The organism is Gemmatimonadota bacterium (assembly GCA_040882465.1).
In the GTDB taxonomy this organism is placed as follows: Bacteria; Gemmatimonadota; Gemmatimonadetes; order Longimicrobiales; family Gaopeijiaceae; genus JBBEBG01.
In genome coordinates this window covers 1-18984 of sequence record JBBEBG010000010.1, presented here as the reverse complement: position 1 = coordinate 18984, position 18984 = coordinate 1, and the positions used below count along the sequence as shown (strand labels likewise).

Annotated in this window: 13 protein-coding genes and 1 tRNA gene; 11 read left to right on the top strand and 3 right to left on the bottom strand. The window is 66.1% G+C overall.

All coding sequences use genetic code 11. The features are described 5' to 3' along the window. Positions 1–137: 137 nt before the first annotated feature. Positions 138–3221, bottom strand: coding sequence for a HEAT repeat domain-containing protein (locus tag WEG36_03655; GenBank protein ID MEX1256696.1), 3084 nt, complete (start codon positions 3219–3221; stop codon positions 138–140). Between the two features lie 664 nt (positions 3222–3885). Here WEG36_03655 and WEG36_03650 point away from each other — a divergent pair. From WEG36_03650 to WEG36_03640, 3 genes are all read left to right on the top strand, one after another. Further along, on the top strand, positions 3886–4020 hold the full coding sequence (locus tag WEG36_03650; protein ID MEX1256695.1) for a hypothetical protein: 135 nt from the start codon (positions 3886–3888) through the stop codon (positions 4018–4020). A 130-nt stretch (positions 4021–4150) separates the two neighbouring features. Next, a complete protein-coding gene (locus WEG36_03645) occupies positions 4151–4327 on the top strand; it encodes a hypothetical protein (GenBank protein MEX1256694.1) in 177 nt (58 codons plus the stop codon). A gap of 143 nt (positions 4328–4470) precedes the next feature. Beyond that, the gene (locus WEG36_03640; protein ID MEX1256693.1) at positions 4471–6735 is read left to right on the top strand and encodes a hypothetical protein; all 2265 of its coding nucleotides are present in this window, start codon (positions 4471–4473) and stop codon (positions 6733–6735) included. On the opposite strand, the gene WEG36_03635 is transcribed toward WEG36_03640, so the two are convergent. Beyond that, entirely contained in the window at positions 6732–8060 is a 1329-nt protein-coding gene (locus WEG36_03635) for a cytochrome P450 (protein ID MEX1256692.1), read from the bottom strand. The two genes, WEG36_03640 and WEG36_03635, sit on opposite strands and share 4 nt — an antisense overlap. Before the next feature lie 142 nt (positions 8061–8202). Between WEG36_03635 and WEG36_03630 the strand changes: the two genes are divergently transcribed. The 8 genes from WEG36_03630 to WEG36_03595 all read left to right on the top strand — a co-directional run bounded on the left by WEG36_03630 (position 8203) and on the right by WEG36_03595 (position 18548). After that, a complete protein-coding gene (locus tag WEG36_03630; GenBank protein MEX1256691.1) occupies positions 8203–9639 on the top strand; it encodes a hypothetical protein in 1437 nt (478 codons plus the stop codon). Between the two features lie 2 nt (positions 9640–9641). Then, a complete protein-coding gene (locus tag WEG36_03625; GenBank protein MEX1256690.1) occupies positions 9642–11282 on the top strand; it encodes a hypothetical protein in 1641 nt (546 codons plus the stop codon). Positions 11283–11308: 26 nt separating this feature from the next. Next, entirely contained in the window at positions 11309–15199 is a 3891-nt protein-coding gene (locus WEG36_03620; GenBank protein MEX1256689.1) for an AAA family ATPase, read from the top strand. Between the two features lie 83 nt (positions 15200–15282). Further along, positions 15283–16956, top strand: coding sequence for a hypothetical protein (locus WEG36_03615; protein ID MEX1256688.1), 1674 nt, complete (start codon positions 15283–15285; stop codon positions 16954–16956). A 49-nt stretch (positions 16957–17005) separates the two neighbouring features. Further along, the gene (locus WEG36_03610; GenBank protein MEX1256687.1) at positions 17006–17551 is read left to right on the top strand and encodes a hypothetical protein; all 546 of its coding nucleotides are present in this window, start codon (positions 17006–17008) and stop codon (positions 17549–17551) included. Between the two features lie 65 nt (positions 17552–17616). Further along, a tRNA-Ala gene (locus tag WEG36_03605) sits at positions 17617–17689 on the top strand. Between the two features lie 188 nt (positions 17690–17877). Next, positions 17878–18180: a nucleotidyltransferase family protein gene (locus tag WEG36_03600; GenBank protein MEX1256686.1), complete on the top strand. Its 303-nt coding sequence runs from the start codon at positions 17878–17880 to the stop codon at positions 18178–18180. 47 nt (positions 18181–18227) lie between these two features. Beyond that, entirely contained in the window at positions 18228–18548 is a 321-nt protein-coding gene (locus WEG36_03595; GenBank protein MEX1256685.1) for a HepT-like ribonuclease domain-containing protein, read from the top strand. A 59-nt stretch (positions 18549–18607) separates the two neighbouring features. On the opposite strand, the gene WEG36_03590 is transcribed toward WEG36_03595, so the two are convergent. Then, positions 18608–18814 carry a hypothetical protein gene (locus WEG36_03590; GenBank protein ID MEX1256684.1) on the bottom strand — a complete coding sequence of 69 codons (207 nt, stop codon included), beginning with the start codon at positions 18812–18814 and terminating at the stop codon, positions 18608–18610. Positions 18815–18984 lie beyond the last annotated feature (170 nt).

Below are 18984 nucleotides of genomic sequence, written 5' to 3'. Positions count from 1 at the left end.
GAAGACCGATCCCGTGCCCACCTCGCTCGCTAGGGTGATTTCCCCTCCGTGTCGCCCGACGATATCCTTCCGACATGGCTTCCTCCTCCCTCGACCCCGGAGCGGAGACCGCGCCGAGCGAAAAATGTCACGCGTCGCTATGCGACGAGGGACCGCATTCGCCGGGCCAGCGCCTGGAGGATGCCGGTGGCGAGCTCGGGGTGGTCCCCGAGGAGATCCTGGAAGTCGCTCCGCGTCACGCGCAGGAGACGCGAGGGCTCGAGAGCCCTCGCGCCGATCATGCTCGGGTCGGCATCGAAAAGCGACCAGGTTCCGAATGGCGTGCCGGCTTCGAGCTCGAGCCTCTCGTCGCCCACCCCGCTCAACTCCACGGATCCCCGGACGATGACATAAAGTGCATCGTTCGGCTCACCGGGGCGGAGGACCACGTCTCCCCGGTCCACGTCGAGCTCCTCCGCGATGGAGGCGAGGAGACCCAGATGCGTGCTCCGGGCTTCCTGCAAGAGATCGACCTTCTGGAGAAGGAAGAGCTTCTCGATGAGATCCATGGCCCCGCTCCCTCCCCCTTCGCGCTGCGATCTTGTCTCGTCGCGGGCCCATGTGGCGACGCTTGCCATCCAAGGGTCCCGGTCGCCTCCAAGATCGTTCAGAACTGCAGACCAGTCCCGCTGCACTTCGCTAGCGTCCGGGGTCGGCTCACCGGGGATGACGGACCCAACGTGCTGAAAGAACCGATGTCCGAGCGTTCTTTCCAGCCACTCCGTCGCGTTGGCGCGCGCTCGATCGTCATCTCCTACGAGTGCGAAGTGCGAACGATATATCTCGTCGTGGGGGAAGACCAGCCCCAGCAAGCGAAATACCGCCTCCCTCCGGTCCCTCCACGACTCGCGCAGGGCGGTCCGGAGAAGTCGAACCGTCCGGGCTTCCGCAGGTGCGCCATCGAGGATCGACAGGAAGTCCGAGTATCGCTCCGCTTCCTGGATCTCCACATCAATCGCGGAAAGTACATCGCTCGGCTCGAGGCGCATCGTCCCATTTCGCGCGCGGAACTTGTTCAGCGCCTTGAGCGCGTGGAATCGGACCTCACGGTCGATCTTCCGATCGGACACGATCTCCATCAGAGCCCGCACCGACCGGTCCGAGTCGACGAGCCCGATCACGGACGCGAGGCTCCGCCGAATCGCCATGGGGACGGCCGGATCACGCATGGGTGCGACACAACTCTCGACGACATCGGGACCGACTCTTACCAGCGCAGCTCGGACCTCCCCCCGAAGCGAGCGGTCGCCGAGCTTCGAAATGAGTGAGTAACGAAGCTGGACGGCACCCAGGCGTCCCGCGCTTCGCACCGCCGACCTCGCCACCGCGGCGTCCGGATCGTCCATGAGACGCGCGAGGATGCGGGCCGGCATGGAACCGGGCGGCCCGAGGCCAAGGGCGAGCGCCAATTCCCGACGGGCTGCCGACGGGTGCTCCGAAACGGCTCCGTTTGCATGGAGCGCGGCGACTCTGAAGGCCCCAAGCCGCTCGGTCATATCCATGTCCTCATCCTCGTCGGCGAGCCAACTCAAAGCCGCACATCGGGTTCCCCAATCGTCGGACTCGAGGAGCCCTCGCAGGAGTTCCTCGCGCGCCGCTATTTCCGAGCATCGGGCCGCCAGCGCGCCCACGGCAGCCTTTCTGACGGCTTCGTCCTCGTCGCCGAGCCGCCGTCGAACGACGTCGTCGGGGATCAGCCCGGGAAAGCGGGTGAGGAGGCGCAGGACCCGCGATCGCACGTCCGCATCGGAGTGATCCATGAGTCGCTGGAGATCGGCCCCGAGATGCCCGGCGTCCACGCTTCCCGCTTCTTCCACGAGATCGAGCGCGAAGCTCACCTGGACCGTATCTCCGCGGAGCGCTTTCCCCACCATCGCGAGCGCGCTTCGCTCCGTCAGCGACGCGACTCCAACCTCGAGCGTCGAGAATCGGCTCCGGATCGCCGTCGCCAAGGCCCTCACGTACTCGCGGTTCGCGGCGACCGCCATGACACACCATATGGCGGCAAGAGCTGCTGCCACCCAGGCGATGCGTCTGTAGTCCATGAATGCCAGTAGGACGAGAATCAGAAGTCCCGAGCACGCCTTTCCGAACCCCTTCTCCAATGCCATGTCCACGTACGCCTTCGCCCTGAGCTTGAGCTCAGTCGGGACGGGGACGTACAGGATCTCCCGTCCCGTCCGTTCCGCCGAATAGCGGAAGGTGGAGTCGCCCGCCTTCGCGAGCGTTGCCGTCCATACGCTGAACGCGGTGGCAAGCGCGACGGTGAATCCGAGCATGGCGAGCGGGAGCATGAGGACCACCAACCCCACGCCCCATCGCTTGAGGAGGGGCCCGAGCGGAAGCAGGATCACGATCGGGAGCCAGTTGATCGCGCCGAAGACGTAGCCCTGGAAGGAGCTGATGGCATCTCGATCTCCGGCGTGCGCGGCCACCGCCTCGTTGAACTCGTAATCCACGAGGGTCTTCACGATGACCGTGGCCAGCACGAGCCCGGCGATGAGTCGAACGTGACGATGAGAGAAGACGCGAACGAAGTCTTCGATCACGAACCGAACTCCTCCGGCTCCACTCCCTATCACCCTGCGCCCGGGCCGCCGGACGGTTGGGTATCCTGTCCAGACGAAGGGCAATCCCACTGCGAAAAACCCGACGAAAAAGGCCGCCACGAGGATCAGGTTAGGGGTGCCGATCCTCTGGGCCATCAGGCCGGTCAGTAGTCCACCGAGGGTGGCGCCACAGGAGCCGGCGGCGATGACGAGCGGAACCGCAGATTTGGCGTCCCGGGCATTGAAGAATACCTGAACCGCCATGAAGAACTGTGTGACGAGGGCCGCAGCGAACAGGTCGTACCAACCGTAGAAGACCATGCCCAACGCCGCGCTCCCTTCGGAGTAGATGCCGCGGAACAAGAACAGATTCGCGGCGAAGAAGGCGGCTGTCGCGGGAATGAGCGTGCGCCACGGAATGCGGTCGGACAGGTGATTGAATGCCGGTGCAAGCAGGATGACGACCGCGCTGACGAGGTAGACCTTGTAGAATTCGCTCTCCCCGAGTCCGTCGAGCGCGAGCGCGTTCCGGATCGGCTTCAGGATCCCCACCGCGAAGAGGACGAGGAAGTAGAGCCCCATCATCGCGAGGAGTCGCGTGCGCTCCGAGTTGCGGGGCTTCGGCCAGGGCATCGTGGGACTTCGCGCCTCAGGTGCGCGTGAGCGAGCTAGTGTCCCGTCCCGGAAGTTCGTTGGCATTCGTGCGCCGCTGCATCCGCCCCGGCAGCGTTGCTCCTCCTCGAAGTAGCCCTGCTACTCCTCGTCGTCGCGCCTTGCCGGCGCGGCGCATCGGTACCCTCGGTGCTCAACGAACTTCCGCGACGGGACACTAGGCGCTCGCATGCAGTCTGGGACGTTCGCCGCGATCATTCCCCGCTCGACGTCGGCTTCGGCCACCGCTCAACGATGCCGTGATCGTACGCAAGGTGCGGGGTTCCGGCCACAGTCCTGGCCGTCGCCCCGTAGAGGTTGCCCGTTGGATTCCGCTCAGCCCAACTGGACGATTCCATCGTGGCCAGGCCACGTCCGCCGCCTTCTGGACGATTCGTCACGTTCTCCGGATCCCTTGAACGATCCTTCGACGCACCAGGAAAGGCCGGAGGACACCTCGGAAATGATGGGCTCCCCATCCCCCATCTGAAAACCGTCTGAACGCCGCATGACGGGTTTTCTTCATGCTTCTCCCACGACGCAGCAATCGGGGGTCGAGGTCCACCAGGACCCGCTAGTCCCCCGCCCTCGGCACCGTGCCGAGGGAAACCCACTCGGCTTCGCGCCGAAGACATGAGGAGGAACCATGAAGCGGTCGAAAGAGAGCTGGATCGAGACCGGAAAGTTGGTGGCCCACGGGCTGGCCGTGCCGGTCGCGTACATCGCGATCATCGTGCTGGTGACATACCCGGTATTCGACGCAACGCGCACGCTGGCCTGATCCATCCTCGCGACTCAAACCGGGGACGAGAAGGCGCGCTCCTCGCGTCGGCCCGCCAGACGGACCGAGCCGGGGGGCGCGCCGCCCCCCCCCCCCCCCCCCCCCCCCGACCCGCCCCAAGGAGGCAAACATGTCGAACGCGCTCCAGAAGACCCCGGAATGCCCGCGGCCGGACGCTGAGCGGACGCAGGACGAATCTCAGGGTGAGAACAAATCGGAAAAGGCGAACGCGCACGCCCTCGCTGCGGCGCTCATTCAGGGAAGGTGGCCCGCGAGTGGCTCCGAGCTCCTTCGGCTCTTCCTGTGATCGGGCCATTGGAGAAAGCATGGACGGGAAGTCGCAGCGGGGGAGGGGGCCGCCAGAGGGCTGAGCGAATTTGGTTGCTCCCTCCCCCCACGCGATGTACGATCGAAGTAGTACGGCGCCCCCGATCTTCAGGGCTGTGAGCCATGATCTGGATCGCAATCGTAGTCGCGCTCGTGGGGCTCCTCGCCGTCGGGTTCGCCAGGAGTCACCATGTTTTCCAGTACGCCTACTTTCTGCGGTTCCAGATTCTCGCCGGGATCATCGCCCTCGCTCCACTCCTGGTCCTCGATTCCGATGTGGCGCTTCTCCTCGGAAATCTCCTCACGCTGACCCCGCTTCAGGTCTTCACCACGACCGTGCTGGCGGCGTTCACCGCCCATAGCCTCGCCTTCTCCGGGGAAGTCGCGTGGGAAAACGCGGAGAGGGAGCACCGTCTTCCGTTTCGGAAACTGCCAGAGGATGGCCGCGTTCCTCTTGGAAGAATCCACTACCGCCCGGTGGCGGTATTGGTCCGCCACGGCCAGACGACTGCCCTCATCGCAGCGGTTCCACTCCTCGTCACGGTCGTCTGGTTCTCGTCCACGGATGGGTGGAGTTGGCTCGGGGAGTCGCGAGGCGAGACGCGCATGGACGTATCTGCCCCGACGATGTCCGCATTTGCCCTCGCCCTGGGGGCGCTCGTCGGCCTCCTCGTACGCCGCGCCTGGTACCCGCTCCGGAGGCGCGCCCTCTTCGGGGCCGCGTTCCTTTGGGTCGCCGCGATTGCGATCGCGGTCGCCGTGGTCGTTCTGTACGTTCATGCTCGCGTATGGCCGAGCCCCTTCATCGTCAACATCGGGGCAGTGTCCGCCGGCATCTTCGTCGCCTGGGTCGCGCGGAAGGGGCTGGAAGCCTGGTTCGCCGATTGGCTCCCCAAGTCGATCCGATTCAGCTCCTACCTCCTCATCGCGCTGACATTCTACATGGGCGTGTATCTCCTGCTCGCCCCGGACAGCGGAGTGCCGGTCCTTCCTACCATCGCACCCGCGATCTCGGCGCTCGGCTATCTCCTTCTCCTGGGCATCCTCGTCCTCTGGGTGTTCGCGGCCACGGCCCTCTTCCTCGACCGGTACCGGATACCCGTGATTCTCGGGGTCGTGTTGATCGCACTCTCCCTCCACCAGGTCTTTGACGCGGACTATCTCTTTTCGCTTGTTGAGACGGAGCGCCCGGACGCTCCGCTTCTCCTTCCCAGGGAGGCGTACGATGCATGGGAGCGCACCCACGGGCCGGGAGACCATCCGGTCCCGGTTATCGTCGCGGCGAGCGGAGGGGGAGTCGGGGCTTCGTACTGGACGACCTACGTCCTTACGGCCCTCCAGGGCGAGCTCGAGGGATTCGGGAAATCCATCGTCCTGATCAGTGCGAATTCCGGTGGCTCACTCGGCTCCGCCCTCTACGTCGAGGCCTTCGACGAGGGCGAGCCCCCCGGCCCCGGGGAGTTCGAGGAGCTGCGGGCACGATCGGGTACGCCGACGCTCGCCGCCGTCACCTGGGGTCTCGCGTTCCCAGACTTTCTCCGGACGGTAAGTGGGGGACTCTTCCCCGGAGACACGCTTCGCAACCGCGGCTCTGCGCTCGAGCTGGGTTGGGAGCGCGCCCGGGTCCTGACCGATCCGAATCTCACGATCGACGCCTGGCGGGAGGACGTTCGGGAGGGACGCCGCCCGATCGCGATGTTCAACGGGATCGTGGCACCCTCGGGTGCCAAGCTCGTCATTTCCCCCGTGGACCTGGACATGGGATCGGTCGAGGGATGCGGCGCCGGTCCGATGGGCTTCCGCCAACTCTATGAAAATGCCGATTTGCACGTGCGAACGGCGGTGCGCCTCTCGGCTTCGGCGCCCTGGGTCCTCCCGCTGTCACGGCCTGCGGGACATTCCCGGATCTGTCACGTCGGGGACGGTGGTTACGTGGACAACACCGGGGTCTGGAGCGTCGTCGAGTTCCTGAGGAGGGTCGGGCCCGAAGCGATGGGCGATCGGGATGGCCTGGTGATCGTGGAGCTCCGAGGATTGCAGTGGGAGCGGGACGAAGGCCGTCCGGGTCGCGCCTGGTGGTGGGGAACGGCCGGCCCCGTCCAGGCGCTCCTTCGCTCGAGTCTCACGAGCCAACCGGCGCGCGACGATGCTGAGCTGGACCTGCTCGCGCGTCAGTGGGAGGCAGCTGGGATCCCGGTGGAGCGCTTTGCCTTCACCATGCAAACTGTCGGGCCGGTCTTCTGGGGGCTGACGGACGATGCGCGCACGCGCATCGACGGCACCTGGTGCACCGAGCCGAACCGGTCCGAGCTCGCGCGCCTGAAATCGTACTGGGTGAGAGTCCATCCCGCGCTTCGCGACGCGGATCCGGTCCCGATCGGCTGTTAGACCCCGAGTGGAGGTTGGGCCGGGAGAAAATTCAGCACGAAGCTCTGTGGCGCGCCGCGGTAGGAAACGGAGCGTCCACGCTCCCGGTTCCGCTCGAGTCCGCGGAGCATGAAGAGCTGGGCAGCCATCTGGACCATAAGGATCTCTCCAAAAAAGGCCCCGATACAGGCATGAAGCCCATATCCAAAGAGCAGATAGGAGGAGTCCGGGCGCAGAGGGTTGAACGCCAGTGGATCCTGGAAGGTGAAGGGATCGCGTCCAGCGAACATGGGCGACACGACCACGAGGTCGCCCGGGAAGACCGTTTTTTCCCTCGCGCTTCCCCGGGCAATCTTGAAAGGGCGCCGGCACCGCCGAAAGAGAAACGGCGGGACCGCTCCAAAGCGCGAGGCTTCGCGGAGCTGGTTCCAGAGCGGTCGGGGATTGCCACGATGGGCCGCCGCGAGCGCGGCGTACTGGAGGGCCCGCCGGTCGTCCGCGGGGAGATCCATCAGCCGGTCCACCGCCGAGACGAATTGCCCGACGGTCGCGACCAGGGCTCCGGAGATCAGGCCGGTGAGAGTCCGGCGCACCCGATCGAGGTGCTCCTTCTCATCCTTGGGAGTGGGATCGGAGAGGAGAAGCCGGTCGAGGACGTGTTGGGGACGGGGCGGACCCGAGGGGCCGCGAAGGATCTTCCAACGTTCCATCACTTCGCGTCCCACGTTTTCGCGCAGTCGTGCTCCCGCCTTCCTCGCGCGGCGCCTGACGCGGAACAGCGCGCGGATGCCGGGAAGCTCGGAAAAAAAGTTGAAGATATAGAAGCTGATCTCCTGGCAGTCCTGGAGGAGGCTTCCGTCGCGGTCCGGGATTCCGAAGTAACGCTCGACGAGCCGTACGGGGACCTTGTTCGCGAGGTCCGAGACGACGTCGATCTCCCTGCGGGACACGGTTTCGAGGGACTGGACGGCGGCGGCCGTCTCTTGCCGGACGATCTCGGTCAGGTCCGCGCGAAGGGCTTCAAAGGCGTCACTCCCATGTATGGTCTCCGCGAGGAAGGCCTTGAGGGCGAGTTCCTTCTCGACGTCGTAGCTGTTGCCTGCCGTTTGGTCCAGGCCGAGGAAGAAATCCCCGACAGTCTCGCGCATGTGGTCGCCGTAGTCGGCCACGGAGAATGCGGCGCTTCGCCCGGAGTCGTTCGCGAGAACCTCGCGGACATCCGAGGTTCGCAGTACCAGGTAAATGCGGCGGAAGAGCCTCGACCGCCCGTACATCTGGAAATCCTTCCGCGGGGCGCTCGGGATCCAGGGAAGTGGAAGGATCGGGAACCGGTAGATGCCGCTCATTCTGGCCTCCTCCGCACGACCGCTCTTACCTTGACCGTTCGAGAGGGAATCGGTCTCGTATCCAGAAGGGTTCCGCCGCGGGCGGTCTCCTGTCAAGGCGACCGGCGCACCCCACGCGGCGGTCGAGCGCAGCGGCACTGAGATGGCCACACGTCAGCGTGTCTTCGTCGCGGTGACCCCAATTCCCGAAGTGCAGTTGGACGAGCTTCGGGCCGTCCTCGCCTCGGTCGATAGGCGGACGGGAACCGCGCCCTTCACCAACCTCCGCACGACACACTTCCTCCGCTGGACGATTCTACAAGAACGGCAGAATCCGGAAGCCGGCGCCTCTTCCGGGGAGCCAAGGAAGGCCGGTGATGGAAGGCCCTTCGGCCCCGCGCTTCTCCTCACGAGCGTCTTCGACGGCTCGCGGCGAAAACATCTCTCCGAGCTCGCGGCCGTCCTCCAGGACGAGCTCCGGGAGATCTACGGTGCGGTCGTTTCCGGTGCGGATCGCTGGAGCGGGGAACAAATCGTCAAGGTGGTGAGGAGGGGAAGCTCGGGCACCAACCTCTACTTCAACGGAACTCACCTTCGGACTCGCGACCAGATTGATCTCGAGCGGACCGGATGGGCATGGATCCAGCGCGAGCTCGAGTTGCCCCTGATGGGATTTGTGGGGGATCCGCTCTCCTGGATTCGACGACGGATGAACGATGACGATGCTCCCGATTGGATGCGCCGCTGGAAGCGGGGGCCCGCGTTCCCGATCCGGCCGCGCCCCGTTCTCGAAATCCTCCTCGTTCTCGCGATCCTTGCGGGACTCACGGCGTTCCTCGCGTACCGGGATGCGGGGAGTGTCGTGCAGTCCGTGCGGCTGGGACTTTCGTCCCTCCTGACTGCGGTCGCCCTCCTGTTCATCGTCGCCGGAATCGTACATGCCGCGCTCTTTCGGATGGTCGCGGAGAAGGAACGGCAGGAGCTCGAGAGCGAACCGCCGCCTCCGTCCTATCTTCCGGACAACACGGCGGATGGGGATCCCTCGGAGCGCGAGATCGGCTCCGAGCTGAACGAGATCACCCATCTCGCCCCGATCAAGCCGGGGTGGATCCGGCTCTGGACCCTGTGGGTGGTCCTCTTCTGGTTGAATCTCGTGGCCCGGCTCTTCGCGGCGAGGGCGATGAACCTCGGGGGGATCACGACGATTCACTTCGGTTACTGGACGATCATTGGGAAGCCGAGGCGGCTCCTTTTCGTCTCGCACTACGATGGCACATTCGAGAATTACCTCCACGACTTCGCGCTCCTCGGCACGCACTACGGCGTGAACGCGATCTGGAGCAACTGCGTCGGCTTTCCGCAGACCCGCAGGGTGTTTCGTGGGGGCGCCCGGGAGCGCGTCCGGCGTTTCGTCGAATTTGGACGCGCCTTCCAGCATGCGACGCAGGTCTGGTTCCGGGCCTACCCGAACCTTCCGGCGGTACACATCAATCGAAACACGCTCGTGCGCGAAGGAGTGTTGGCGCGCCTTCGGTGGATCGGAATCCGGCGTTGGGATTCCGCGGAGAAGGACTGGATGACCCTGAAGAGGATGACATAGCCGTGACGAGCGTCCCGGAGATCATCCATGCGGAGAACGTCCAAGGGCTCGTCCTTTGGGGGTACGGGCGCCTTCCCCTCGCCACCTATTCGCTGCGGAGAATCGACGACCCGGGCGAATTCAGGAGGTGGCTCGAGTCGCGGATTCCCTCGATCACGACGGCAGACCACAGGAGGTCCCCGACCGGCGAGGCGTTCAACATCGCCTTCACGGCGCACGCGCTTCGTACCCTTCTCTCGGAACGGCCCTCCCTCCGGGACCGAGGGTTTTCGGACGAGTTCCGGGTCGGAATGGCGTCGAGGGCCAGGGCGCTCGGTGACACCGGTGCCGGCGCGTGCGAGAATTGGGAGTGGCGCGACGGGCCTGCCGCTGGCGAGGGGGGCGGGGAAGGCCGTGTCGATGTCCTTCTTGCTTATTACTGGAGCGAGCCGGACCCGATAGATCCCAACCCCGTGGTTCCCCCCCAGTGGGCCTCGGCGCCCTGGGACCCCGCACACCCCGTCCGGGAGGGAGGAATGGTCGAGGTGGGGCGCAGCCACACCGAGACGATGCGAACCGAGGACGGGCGGGTGAAGGAGCACTTCGGCTTTACGGACGGGCTCGGAAACCCGGCCATCCGGGGGTGGAGCCGCGGGGCCCAGGGGCCTCCGGAGAAGGGGAACGAGGTCGAGCCGGGGGAATTCATCCTCGGGTATCCGGATCAGGACGAGGTGAACCTGTTCGGCCTCGACTTCATGAGGATGAGGGGGCGGTTCGATCGAACGGACGAAGCGCATCGCCCCGTGGACCAGTTCCTGCGGGACGGGAGCTATCTCGTTGCCAGGAAGCTCGAACAGGACGTTCCGGCCTTCCTCCAGTTCGCTTGGTCCAACGCCGGCGGCGAGTTCCAGAATCCCCAAGCCCACGCCCAGGAAGTCGTCACCATCGCGTCGAAGATGGTCGGGCGCTGGCCGAACGGGGCCCCGGTCTCGATCGCGCGCTACTTCCACGACATGAAGGGTTTCGCGACCACCTCCGTCCGGCACCTCGACGACTTCGACTATGCGGCGGACGCGGGCGGCATCGGGTGCCCCTTCGGCGCCCACGTACGGCGAGTGCATCCGCGCGACACGGTCTTCGACCATTCCCCGCAGTCCCCGGCGCAGCGGCGGGACCTCGTGAATCGGCGAAGGCTCCTGCGCCGCGGGCGCACCTACGGGACGAATCCTTTCGAAGAGGGGACTCTCACCGCCTTGCTCTTTCCCAACGGAGTCGAGTCCGATCCTCTCGCGGGGAGCGACTTCCGCAACCGCCTGAGCGACATGGGATCCCACGGCCGAGGCCTCTTCTTCCTCGGCTTCAACGCGGACATCTCCCGTCAGTTCGAGCACGTACAAAGGACCTGGATCAATAACCCGTTTTTTGGTGGGCTCCAGGAGGACCCGGATCCCATTACCGGCCCTGGACCTCTCCCCCCCTCCAACGCGGCGAGCATGACGATCCCGACGGTACAGGGTCCCCGCCGCCTTCAGAAGCTCAGTCGGTTCGTGACGACCAAGGCCGGTGCGTATTTCTTCATGCCGGGGATTGAGAGCCTTCGGACACTCGCGGGCATGAACGCGAGCGGGTCGGAACGCCCAACTGCCGCCAGGTCCCGCGGATAGTCACGCCACCGCTACCTGTGCCCCCAATGTCCATTCGCATCGAGACGCTCGGCGACCTGAGGGTCTTGGTGGACGGCCGGGAGGTGAAGCAGCTTCCCGGTCAGGCGATCCGGTGCGGGCTCCTTGTCCACCTTGCGATCGAGCGCGAGGCGCTTCGTGAGTCGCTTCTGGAGATGTTCTGGCCGAACGCGGACGACGCGAAGGGTGCAAGACACTCCCTCAGCCAGACGCTTTATGAGCTGAACCGAGTTCTCGGAACGGTGACTTGGCTCGATCGCCGCTCGGATCGGCTGATGGTCACCGACCTGGTCGAGACCGATGCCGACAAGTTCGAGCGAGCCGTCCAGGCGGAGGACTGGGCGAGCGCGCTCCCGCTCTACCGTGGGACTTTTCTCGGAGCGCACGCGATCGGTGGCACAAAAGGGTTCGAGGACTGGTCGGATGTCGTCCGTCCGCGGCTGGACCTGGGGTTTCGCGCGGCGTCTCGAGCCCGAATAAAGGAGCTCTTCGAGGCGGGGATGGCCGAGGAGGCGCTGGCGATCGCTCGTCGCTGGGGGGAGGCGAACCCAACGAGCGAAGAAGCCGAGGCCCTACTCCTCGAAGCGCTGGCCCGAACAGGGCGGCGCGCCGAGGCCCTTCGCCAATTCGAGGAATACGACCGGCGGCACCGTGGGGAGCTGAGGGCCGCGCCACCCGCCCGGCTCGAGGCGTTGATCGCCCGCGTTCGTGAAGGAGAAGTCGGCGCATTGAGTCCGGGAAAGGAGGACCCGGCGCGAGGAGGAGCCACCGTTCCCTCGCCACGCGCCCCTCCGCTCGATCCGATGCGCGTCGTCGTCCTTCCATTCGAGAATCTGAGCCCCGACCCGGAAAACGAGTACTTCGCCGATGGGATCGCCGAAACGATCGGCTCGACCCTGGTGTCGGATCCCGCGCTCACGGTCGTGCCGCGAATGTCCGTGGCCCGATTTCGGGGCCGAAGGGTAAGGGTCGGAGCGGTCGGAGAGGCATTCGGAGCCGGAACGATCGTCCAGGGAAGCGTGCAGAAATCGGGGCGCCGACTGCGCGTGAGTGCGCAACTCACGGACGCGCGTACCGAGGCCACACGGTGGGCGAAAACCTACGACGGGACTCTCGACGACGTGTTCGAGATTCAGAGCGAGGTCGCAAGGGAAATCGCTCGAGCACTCGGCCGCGGCACCTCTTCCGCCGGCGGGGCGCCCGCATCCCGCGTCCCCACGCACGACGCCGAGGCGTACGATCTCTATCTGCGGGGTCGATTCCTGGCTTCGGCTCCGGACGGGGGCTCCCTTCGCGAGGGGCTGCACTTCCTGGAACGTGCCGTCGAGCGGGATCCCGGCTTCCGCCTTGCCCGTTCCCGCATTTCCGACTCATACGAGAAGCTGGGGCTCCAGTCCCGGCTCGCGGAATTCCGCGGGAGAACGGCCGAGCTCGCGCAACTCGAAGGCGCGGCCGACCGCGCGCTTGATGGCCATGGGGGGCTCGTCACGATTTCGGGCGCGGCGGGAATCGGCAAGAGCAGCCTCTTCTTCAAGTTCAGGCAGGGGGTGGACGCTCTCGAAGCTTCGGTCCACCACACGCGTTGCCGGCCTCACCGCGCAAGCGCGCCCTTCTTCCCGATTACTGCGATCCTCCGGGACGCGCTCCACCTTCCCGATGTCCCGGCGCGGGAGCTCGCTGGAATCGCAGAGGACACGCTCCGGGCACTCGACCCGGGCCTCGTAGAGGAGGGGGGTGCGCACCTCCATCTCCTCGGCATGGGAAATGTCGCGGAGGAGAGCGGAAAGAGCCTTCAGGGCGAGCGTCTCCGGGCGGCGGTGGAAAGGAAGATCGTCCAGATCGTCGAAGCGCTCACGCGGGAATGCCCCCGCATCTTCTTCCTCGACGACTGGCAGTGGGCCGACGAGGCGTCCCGCGACGCGGTGCTTGCGCTCGCGAGCCAGATCTCGGAGATGCCCGCGCTCCTCATCATCGGCTATCGCTCGTACTTCGCCCCCGAATGGCGCGACCTGGAGCGCACCGGGATCGAGCTGGGTCCCCTCGAACCGGCGGACGTCGGCGGGCTGGTGCAGTCTCTCCTCGGCGAGGAGGGGGCGCGCCCGGAGCTCGTGTCCCTCCTGAACCACTCGACGAACGGGAATCCCTTCCACATCGAAGAGGCATGTCGCGCAGTGTTGGATGCCGAGGGAGGAGCCGACCGAGGCTTCTTCCGTACGCGACGTGCGCTAGACCCCCCAGCGATTCCCACGACCGTCGAGGAAGTTCTGCGGTCGCGTCTCGCCCGCCTGGAGCGCACGGACGGGGAAGCCCTCGAGCTTGCGGCGGTCCTGGGGGCGGAGCTCACCGTCCGGCTCCTGCGCCAGATCTCCGACGCCCCCGAAGCGCTTCCCGAGGCGCTGGAGCGGCTCGAAGCGATGGATCTCCTCCGGGCCGTCCCGAGCGCCAGGGAGCCTTCCTTCGAATTCCGGCATGACCTCACCCTCGACGCGGCGCGCAACGCCGTATCGAAGCCGCGGAGCCAGGAGCTCCACCGCAAAGCGGCGGAGGCGATCGAAGCCCAACATACCGGGGACGACATCGAGACCGACGTCGAAGAGCTCGCATTCCACTACACGGAGAGCGGGGATCTCACGAAGGCGGTCTCCTATCTAGAGAAGGCGGGGGACAAGGCGAAACGGGCCGTTTCCCTCTCGGACGCGCGCGAACATTACCAGCGCGCGATCGGCCTCCTGGACGAGGCGGGGATCGCGGACGAGCGCCGGATCGATCTCAGCTTCAAGCTCGTGGAAGCCTCCATCCAGTCCGCTTCCTCGGGGCTCGTCGCCGTGCTCGAAAAGTCGCGCGCGATCGCCCTCGATCTGGACGACTCGGTGCGTGAGGCGCGAGCGCTCTATTGGCTCGGGTGGGCGCACTATGCGCTTGGCAATCAGCTCGACGCGCAGCGCCACCTCGGCGAGTGCATGGAGATGCTCCTCATGTGGAGGGAGGAGCGGTTCCTCGCGCAGATTTACCTCAACATCGGGTACAGCCACGCGGCCTCCACCGAATACGACGAGGCGCTCGTGTACTTCCGTAAGGGAAGGCAGCGGCGGCCTCTCGAGGCGAAGAAGGCCTCACAGGGGCTCGCCTACGCCCTCGGCTACGAGGCGATGATCCACGCGGACCGGGGTGAATTCGAAGCCGCCAGGGCGAAGATCGCGGAGGGGCTGGAGCAGGTGGAGAAGCTCGGCGTGCGTTCCGTCGAAGGGTCGGTGCGGACTCAGGGGGCGATGCTCCACTTCTTCCAGGGAGACTGGGAAGGATGCCTGGCCCAGGTCACGGAGATCCGTAAGGTCGGGGCGGAAATCGGGAGCAATTACATCGACGCGATCTCTCGGACCCTCGAAGGTTACGCACGGTTTGTCACGGGAGAGGGGGAACGAGGGCTCGAGCTTCTGCGCGAGGCCGTGGCCCTACTCGAGGAGTCTGGGGCGCATCTCATCATGTCGTGGAACCGCGCCTGCCTTGCCGAAGCGCTGGCGATGGCAGGTCACGACGGGAAGGCCGAACAAATGGCAGAGCTCGCGCTCGAACGTGGTTCGGTGCACGATTGGCTCGGGGAGCCGCCAGCCCACCGTGCCCTCGCTCGAGTGGCCGCACGCCGAGATCCGCCCGACTGGAAGGGCTTCGACAAGCACATCGACGCCGCGCTCGAGCGGAGTGCGAAAAAACAATCGAAGCGCGAGGCAGCGATCACCCGGCTGGCCGCGGCGGAGGTTCTGACCGAAGGGGGGAGGCTCGAAGAAGCCGCGGGAGAGCTCCGGCGGTGCACGTCGAGCTTCGAAGCGATGGGGATGCTCTGGTACGTCGCGGCGGCGAAGCGCCTGGGAGCGAAGCTGGAGGCCGGAGAAGTCCGGTAGTTTCGGTCGGCGCTTGACCGGCCTTTGACGGACATCATATATGGACGGAGCACCCCTCCCATCCAATCACGGGCAGGTCTCCCATGCGCGCCTTTCGAATTCGTGCTCTCAGGCTCACCGTCGCAGCTGCTTTTCCCCTCGCCTTCGCGTCATGCGGGGGTGACGTTCCGGACGCCGAGCGGATGGGTGCCGATCCCGTGCCCCTCTACGACGACCTCGGCGACCACCACCGCGAGATCTCGTCCGGGGAGCCGCAGGTCCAGGAGTACTTCGACCAGGGGCTCCGGCTCTATTATGCCTTCAACCACGCGGAGGCGATCCGCTCGTTCCGGGAGGCCCAGCGTCTCGACCCGGAGTGCGCGATCTGCTGGTGGGGCGAGGCGCTGTCCTGGGGGCCGAACATCAACCTCGCCATGGACTCGGCGTCGGCGGTGGCAGCCTACGCCGCGATGCAGGGCGCTCTTGCCGTTCGAAGCGAAGCCTCGGAGCGCGAGCAGGCCCTGATCGACGCCCTTGCGGTACGGTACGCCGAGACCCCGCCGGCCGACCGTGCCGCCCTGGACCAGGCCTACGCCGACGCGATGACCGCGTTGGTGGCGCGTTACCGGGACGACGCCGACATCGCGGCGCTCGCGGCCGAGTCGCTCATGGACCTCCGCCCGTGGGACTACTGGACGGCCGAGGGTGAGCCCCAGCCGGGAATCGCGGATGCGCTTTCACTCCTCGAAGAGGTGCTCGCTCGAGAGCCGGACCATCCGGGCGCCTGCCACTTCTTCATTCACGCCGTGGAGAAGGTCTATCCGGAGCGGGCGGTCCCGTGTGCGGAGCGGCTCGCCGCGCTCATGCCGGGAGCCGGCCACATCGTCCACATGCCGGGCCACATCTACATCCGGGTGGGGCGTTACCTGGAGGCCGTGGAAGCGAACGAGCACGCGGTCCACGCGGATGAGACCTACATCCAGGACCAGAATCCGGCCTTGGGGATGTATACCGCGGGCTATTATCCGCACAACTACGACTTCCTCGCCTTCGCGGCGATGATGATCGGGCGAAGCGAGGATGCGATCGCCGCCGCCGAAAACGTCACGGGACTCCTGCCCGAGGCGCTCTTCGGATCCCCGGGGATGGACTTCCTCCAGCACTGGTCGGTCCGCCCGCTCCAGCTCCGGGTCCGATTCGCGCGCTGGGACGAGATCATGGCCACGCCGGAGCCGCGCGAGACGTTTCCGTACGCCCGAGGTCTCTGGCACTACGCGAGGGGTCGCGCCTTCGCGGCTTCAAATGACGTCGCGGGCGCGGAAGGTGAGCTGGCCGAGCTCCGGGCGATTCAGAGCGATCCTTCGCTCGAGGGCGTGCGGATGGAGTTCAACGCCGCCACGGATCTGCTCGGCATCGCGGAGCGGGTGCTCACCGGATGGACGGAAGCGGCCGCCGGTCGCTTCGAACCCGCCGTGGCCGCGATGGAGGAGGCCGTGGCTCGCGAGGACGCGCTCCTCTACGGCGAGCCCCCGGAATGGAGCGTGCCGACCCGCCAGGATCTGGGTGCGCTACTCCTCGTGGCCGGCCGGCCCGCGGACGCGGAGCAGGCGTTCCGAGCCGATCTCGCGAAGTTCCCGGAGAACGGCTGGTCCTTTCACGGACTCTCCGTCGCCATCCGGAGGCAGGGAAGGGAAGCCGAGGCCGACCAGGTCGAAGCGGAGTTCCGCCGGGTCTGGGAGACGGCGGATTTCGAGCCGCCGGCGTATCCCGAGGGCTAACGGAACCATGCGCATGAGGCGGCGTGCTTGGCCGCGGGAGGAGACTTCGATGTCGCGGTCGCGGATCTTCCGTAGCGGCCTCGGCGCCTTGTCCCCGTTCGGGATCGTCGCCCTCGCCGCATGCTCCAGCTCCGAAACCCGAACGCTCGGCGAGGTCATCGAAATGGGCCCGTGGGCCTTCGAGGTCGAGCGGGTTCAGGAGGCGAGTCGAACGCGGCCCAGCCTCGGTCGCCTGATGACCGTGACCGTGACCATTCGGCTCCACAACTTCACGGAGCAGCTCGCGACGCCATTCGGCGATTTCATCAACGGATACGACTGGGGCACCACGACGATTTCTCCCCACGTGGAGCTCGAGCACTCGGACGGTGCGACCTTCGCCGTCGTCCTGTATCCCACTGGCCGGGGAGACCGCCGGTCCGAGCGCTGGCGCGCAGAGGTGGACCTCATTCCCACGAACGCGGGGGCCATGGCCGACTCGGGCGAATTGGCCGAACGGTATGCGGATACGCCCCTCTCCGCCCTGACGCTGTCGATCGAGAATCCGGATCGCCGTTCGGGACAGCGGGCCCGCGTCCTTGTCGCGCTCGAGTAGGGTGGCTTCCATCCCCCAACCTGCACTTCCTCGGCCTGCCCGTCAGGGGTAGTTTTCGGCGTCGAGGGGCCATAGCTCAGTTGGGAGAGCGCCTGCTTTGCAAGCAGGAGGTCGCCGGTTCGATCCCGGCTGGCTCCACTTGTAAGTAAAAGTGGATAAAGGACTTACACACGTTATAACGGAGGGATGAAGGGCCGTGGGTATGTTGGTGGGTATGTTGGGCGAGGACCTCGAGAGGGGCTCCTTGGGTCCGAGCGGGGTAGAGCCGCCATTGGCCCAGATGGCACAGCGGCGGCCGTCGCGGTCCGCAACACACGGGGGCCACCATGAAGACCAATGAGAAGCTGGAGCCGGTATTGGAACGCCTGCGGGACCTCCTCCCCGAGCTCCAAAAGCGTTACTCCGTCGACACGCTGGAGGTCTTCGGCTCACGGGTCCGGGAGGATGCGCGCGAGGAGAGCGATCTCGACATCCTGGTGACGTTCACGGTGACGCCTGGCCTCTTCGAGTTCATCCGGTTGGAGAATGAGATCGCCGACCGGCTGGGTGTTCCGGTGGACCTCGTCATGCGCAGGTCTCTGAAGCCCCGGCTCCGGGACCGGATCCTGGCGGAGGCCATCCCGGTCTGACCGCAGAGCGCGATCCCGTCGATGCCCTGGAGGACACCCTCCACAACATGGCTCTTGCCAAGGAATTTGCCGGAGCGGTTCGCACGATCAATGAGCTGGAGGCTGACCCCAAGACCCGCGACTCCGTCATGGGAGCTCTCGAAATCGTAGGCGAGGCCACGAAAAGCGTGCCGCCCTCTGTCCGAGCCCTGGATTCCGCGATCCCCTGGAAAGAGATGGCCGGGATGAGGGACAAGCTCATCCACGCCTACGAGACCGTCGACGTGGAGATCCTCCTGAAGACGGTCCGGGAGGACATTCCAACTGCAGAGCCTCGTATTCGGGCGTTGCTGGATCGGTTGGCCGAGGCCGGGAACGAGAGGTGGTAGACAGGCGCGGCCCCCTTGGGCCCTCCAGGGAAGCCGGAGCGGGCCGGCGCCCGCCCCCCTCAAGACCGCTTCGACTCTCGGACGTGCCCTCCACCCGTCACGACCTCGTGCATCGTGTCCTCGTCAGGCCGCTGGGAGATGGGTTGGAGGGTATGGGGTCCGGCCCATCCGCCGGCCGCGGCCACGTCCACGGCGGGCAGATGCTTCCGGACCGTTGCCCAGCGTCGCCTGTACGCATGCCAGAGCGAGCCGTCCATCGGGTCCAAGCCGGCCAGCTCCTCCGCCTTTCGCAGCCACTTCGCCGGGAGGAAGGTGTCCACTTGGCGGAAAAGGAAGGGACTAGGACCTTTACCTCTCGCGCAGTCCAGGACCTAGAATCCAGATTGGCCGTTGAACTGCGACTTACCCGCTCGCTTTATTCGCAGGTACGGGACGC

Excerpts from the sequence above, each read along its gene's own strand:
- WEG36_03655 (MEX1256696.1), bottom strand. The coding sequence starts at position 3,221 with ATGCCCTGGCCGAAGCCCCGCAACTCGGAGCGCACGCGACTCCTCGCG.
- WEG36_03650 (MEX1256695.1), top strand. The coding sequence starts at position 3,886 with ATGAAGCGGTCGAAAGAGAGCTGGATCGAGACCGGAAAGTTGGTGGCC.
- WEG36_03645 (MEX1256694.1), top strand. The coding sequence starts at position 4,151 with ATGTCGAACGCGCTCCAGAAGACCCCGGAATGCCCGCGGCCGGACGCT.
- WEG36_03640 (MEX1256693.1), top strand. The coding sequence starts at position 4,471 with ATGATCTGGATCGCAATCGTAGTCGCGCTCGTGGGGCTCCTCGCCGTC.
- WEG36_03635 (MEX1256692.1), bottom strand. The coding sequence starts at position 8,060 with ATGAGCGGCATCTACCGGTTCCCGATCCTTCCACTTCCCTGGATCCCG.
- WEG36_03630 (MEX1256691.1), top strand. The coding sequence starts at position 8,203 with ATGGCCACACGTCAGCGTGTCTTCGTCGCGGTGACCCCAATTCCCGAA.
- WEG36_03620 (MEX1256689.1), top strand. The coding sequence starts at position 11,309 with ATGTCCATTCGCATCGAGACGCTCGGCGACCTGAGGGTCTTGGTGGAC.
- WEG36_03615 (MEX1256688.1), top strand. The coding sequence starts at position 15,283 with ATGCGCGCCTTTCGAATTCGTGCTCTCAGGCTCACCGTCGCAGCTGCT.
- WEG36_03610 (MEX1256687.1), top strand. The coding sequence starts at position 17,006 with ATGTCGCGGTCGCGGATCTTCCGTAGCGGCCTCGGCGCCTTGTCCCCG.
- WEG36_03600 (MEX1256686.1), top strand. The coding sequence starts at position 17,878 with ATGAAGACCAATGAGAAGCTGGAGCCGGTATTGGAACGCCTGCGGGAC.
- WEG36_03595 (MEX1256685.1), top strand. The coding sequence starts at position 18,228 with ATGGCTCTTGCCAAGGAATTTGCCGGAGCGGTTCGCACGATCAATGAG.